The organism is Allobosea sp. CS1GBMeth4 (assembly GCF_900185715.1).
Taxonomy (GTDB): domain Bacteria; phylum Pseudomonadota; class Alphaproteobacteria; order Rhizobiales; family Beijerinckiaceae; genus Allobosea.
Genome location: NZ_FYAS01000035.1, coordinates 1 through 3,862, shown reverse-complemented (window position 1 = coordinate 3,862; position 3,862 = coordinate 1). Strand labels below are relative to the sequence as shown.

The window sequence follows — 3,862 nt, the reverse complement described above, 5'->3', positions numbered from 1 at the left end:
CAGGGCGGCTGGCTCGCGCCGCCGCCGAAGATGCCGGACAGGAAGCCGCCGGCCTGCTGGGCCGGAGGTTGAGCGGCCGGCCGGCTGCGCAACTGGTCGATCTCCGCCTGCAACTGCTCGATCTGGCCCTGCAGGCTGGCGAGCGCCTGCTCCTGGATGTAGACCGACTGCGCCATCGCATAGACGGCATAGGGCTGCTCGCGCAGGCGCTCGGCGATGAAACGTTCAGCCTCGGGGTCGCGGGGCTGGTTGGCCGCCTGGCGCAGGCGGTCGAAAATCCCGGCGATCACGTCGCGTTCCTGCGGCGTCATCGTCATCTCCTCTCATGTTGGACGGGGCGGCTGCCCTGTCGCTCGAAAGGTGGGGTCGGCTTATGACGCTATCAAGGCGCCCGCGGCCGGACGCGGAGAGGGGACTGCGCCTCAGGCGTTGCCGACATTGAGATAGGTGAAGCCGCGCTCGCGCATCTCGGCGGACCGGTAGATGTTGCGCAGGTCGACGACGACCGGCTGCCGCAGCGCGGCCTTGACCCGGCCGAGGTCGAGCGCGCGGAAGGCGTTCCATTCGGTGACGATCACCAGCGCGTCTGCGCCGTCGAGGCAGGAATAGGCGTCGGGCGCGTAGGCGATCTCGGGCATCAGCGCTCTGGCGCTCGCCATCGCCTCGGGATCGTAGGCGATGATCTCGGCGCCGGCGTCCAGCAGCGCGGTGACGATCGCGAGCGACGGCGCCTCGCGCATGTCGTCGGTGTTCGGCTTGAAGGCGAGGCCGAGGATGGCGATGCGCTTTCCCCTGACCGAGCCGCCGCAGGCGGCGATGACCTTGCGCGCCATCGCCCGCTTGCGCTGGTCGTTGACCGCGACCACCGTCTCGACCAGCCGCAGGGGGCTCTCCATGTCCTGCGCCGTCTTGATCAGAGCGAGCGTGTCCTTCGGGAAGCAGGAGCCGCCATAACCGGGGCCCGCATGCAGGAACTTGCTGCCGATGCGGTTGTCGAGGCCGATGCCGCGCGCCACCTCCTGGACATTGGCTCCGACCCGCTCGCACAGGTCGGCGATCTCGTTGATGAAGGTGATCTTCGTCGCGAGATAGGCGTTGGCCGCGTATTTGATCAGCTCGGAGGTCCGCCGCGCGGTGAACAGGATCGGCGCGGCGTTGAGATAGAGCGGCCGGTAGAGCTCCTCCATCACCTTGCGGGCGCGATCGTCTTCGGTGCCGATCACGATCCGGTCCGGGCGCTTGAAGTCGGCGATCGCGGCCCCCTCGCGCAGGAACTCGGGGTTGGAGACCACGGCGAAGTCGGCGTCCTGCCTGGTCTCGCGCATGATCCGCTCGACCTCGTCGCCGGTGCCGACCGGCACGGTCGACTTGGTCACGACGACGGTGAAGCCCTCGATGGCGGCGACCACCTCGCGCGCCGCCTGATGCACATAGGACAGGTCGGCATGGCCGTCGCCCCGGCGCGAGGGCGTGCCGACCGCGATGAAGACGGCGTCGGCCGCGGCGACCGGGCCGGCGAGCTCGGTGGTGAAGGAAAGTCTCCCGGCCCGGACATTGCTGGCGACGAGATCGTCGAGGCCCGGCTCGTAGATCGGGATCTCGCCGCGCTTCAGCGCCGCGATCTTGCCGGCGTCGGTGTCGACGCAGGTCACCTCATGGCCGAAATCGGCGAAGCAGGCTCCGGAAACCAGGCCGACATAGCCTGAACCGATCATCGTCACGCGCATCTGGCGTTCTCACAATCCGGCCGGCGGCCTGCCGGCCAGCAGGGCCTATCGCAAAACCGCACGGAGGCAAATCGCTGCCGCGCGCTCTGGCCGTTTGCGCGCCATGACGATGGCGGATGACGCCGTCGTGACGATATCGCCGAAGGCGGGCGCGGTCGCCACCTTCGGAGGTAGCCCGAGCGGGCGCGGCGCGACCTCAGATGTCGTCCGGCGGCAGCGGCGCGTCCGTCTCGTCGAGCTGAGGCTCGGCGATCGGGTTGCGATTCAGGACCACGACGGTCGTGCCGATCGGAACGCGGCTGTAGAGATCGATGATGTCCTGATTGAACAGGCGGATGCAGCCGGAGGAGACGGCCTTGCCGATCGACCACGGCTCGGTGGTGCCGTGGATACGGTAGAGCGTGTCGCGATTGCCCTGGTAGAGATAGAGCGCGCGCGCGCCGAGCGGGTTGTCGACGCCGCCGGGCATGCCGCCGGCCCAGGGAGCGTTGCGCTCCGGCTCGCGGGCGATCATCGCAGCGGTGGGCGTCCAGCGCGGCCATTCCGCCTTGCGGGCGACGGCGGCGCGGCCGCGCCAGGACATGCCCTGCTTGCCGACGCCGATGCCGTAGCGGATGGCGCGGCCGTTCTCGCGCACGAGGTAGAGATAGCGGGCCGAGGTGTCTACCACGATCGTGCCGGGCGCCTCGGAAGTCCGGTAGTTGACCTCCTGGCGCAGGAAGCGCGTGTCGACCTCGGAGATGTCGGTCGCCGGCAGCGGATGCCGCTCGTCCGGGCGCTCGTCGTACATCGAGAGGAACGCCGCGTTGTGATGGGCCGGCGTGCGGACCTCGTAGGGCTGTTGCGGCCCGCTGACGCAGCCGGCCAGGCCGACGGGGACGAAGGCCGAGGCCATGGTCAGGAAGCGGCGTCGGGAACAGGTGGCGGAAGCGTCGGGCAGGGGGGAGGGCATAACTCGGCTCTTGGTGGGACGGCTGGCAGCGACAACATGCGGATTGCCGACAAGTTCCAATCAATTCCCGTCGGCGGACCCCTTCCACTTCCCGGTGCGGCATGGCGCCGGGGTGAAAAGAATGCGGCGAAACGATGGCGAACGCGGAGCGTGGCACCAATGCCACAGTGGGGCATGCCGCCATCGCATGGCGGCGGTTTCCATCGCTGCGTGTGGGCGGCGTTCGATATGGCGTGAAAAGAGGTGGAATGCCGCAGTTTTCGCCAGCTTTCGAGGGCGATCCGGCCAGTTTTAAAGCGCTCTTAACTGCTGCCGGCAAAGCTTTTTAAGCCATGTCGGCTTCGGTGCCTGTTCATGCCGAAAATTCAGGCGCCGGTCGGTTCCCCGGCCGGCGGGGGAATGCGAGTTAAAAGATGAAGTCGATCCGCTTCAAGGTTCTGGCGATGCTGGCCATCATCGCCGCCGGGGCGATGCTCTCCGCGGCCTTGAGCCTCTATGCGCTCCTGCGCTCCGCCGATCTCAACGCCCGTTCGGACATCCAGGGCGAGATCGCATTGGTGACCGAGCGCATCAACGCCCAGGTCTTCGCAGTGGTGATGGATTCCCGCGGCATCTACATTTCGAAGGACGCCAAGGAGGCCGAGGCCTTCGCCAAGCCGAAGGAGGCGCGCTTCCCGGTGATGCGCGAGCTCGCCGCCGGTCTGGTCGCGCTGGTCCCGGCGGAAGAGCGCGACACCGCGCTGAAGCTGCAGAAGTCGGTCGATGAGTTCATCGCCTTCCGCAGCGAGACGATCCGGCTCGGCCGCGAGGTCTCGACCGCCGCCGCCAACCAGCAGGGCAACAACGAACAGAACCGCGCCAATCGCAAGGCGCTGAACGACCAGCTCGTCGCTTTCGGCAAGCGCAACGAGGAGGTCGGAGCCAGGCTTTCGGCCGAGGCGGCCAGCTTCACGCGGCAGATCGAATGGATCCTGCCGGTGGTGCTGCTCTCGACGCTCATCGCGTCGATCGCGGCCGCGATGCTGTTCGCGCAGCGCTCGATCACCCGTCCGCTGCTCGATCTCGGGGGGACGATGAGCCGGCTGACGGCGGGCGAGACGCAGGTCGAGGTTCCCCATACCGGGCGGCGCGACGAGATCGGCGAGATGGCGCGGGCTGTGGCGGTTCTGCGCCAGAGCACCGA

General features: G+C 68.1%; 4 protein-coding genes. 1 reads left to right on the top strand and 3 read right to left on the bottom strand.

Annotated features, from left to right (window positions below):
- From CS1GBM4_RS20110 to CS1GBM4_RS20100, 3 genes are all read right to left on the bottom strand, one after another.
- The coding region (locus tag CS1GBM4_RS20110; RefSeq protein ID WP_186420538.1) for a DUF2076 domain-containing protein at positions 1-311 on the bottom strand (311 nt) is incomplete at its 3' end.
- 111 nt (positions 312-422) lie between these two features.
- On the bottom strand, positions 423-1,727 hold the full coding sequence (locus CS1GBM4_RS20105; protein ID WP_186420537.1) for a UDP-glucose/GDP-mannose dehydrogenase family protein: 1,305 nt from the start codon (positions 1,725-1,727) through the stop codon (positions 423-425).
- A gap of 196 nt (positions 1,728-1,923) precedes the next feature.
- The gene (locus CS1GBM4_RS20100) at positions 1,924-2,622 is read right to left on the bottom strand and encodes a L,D-transpeptidase (RefSeq protein WP_186420539.1); all 699 of its coding nucleotides are present in this window, start codon (positions 2,620-2,622) and stop codon (positions 1,924-1,926) included.
- A gap of 470 nt (positions 2,623-3,092) precedes the next feature.
- On the opposite strand from CS1GBM4_RS20100, the gene CS1GBM4_RS20095 reads away from it, so the two are divergent.
- A partial coding sequence (locus CS1GBM4_RS20095; RefSeq protein ID WP_186420536.1) for a HAMP domain-containing protein occupies positions 3,093-3,862 on the top strand: 770 nt, incomplete at its 3' end.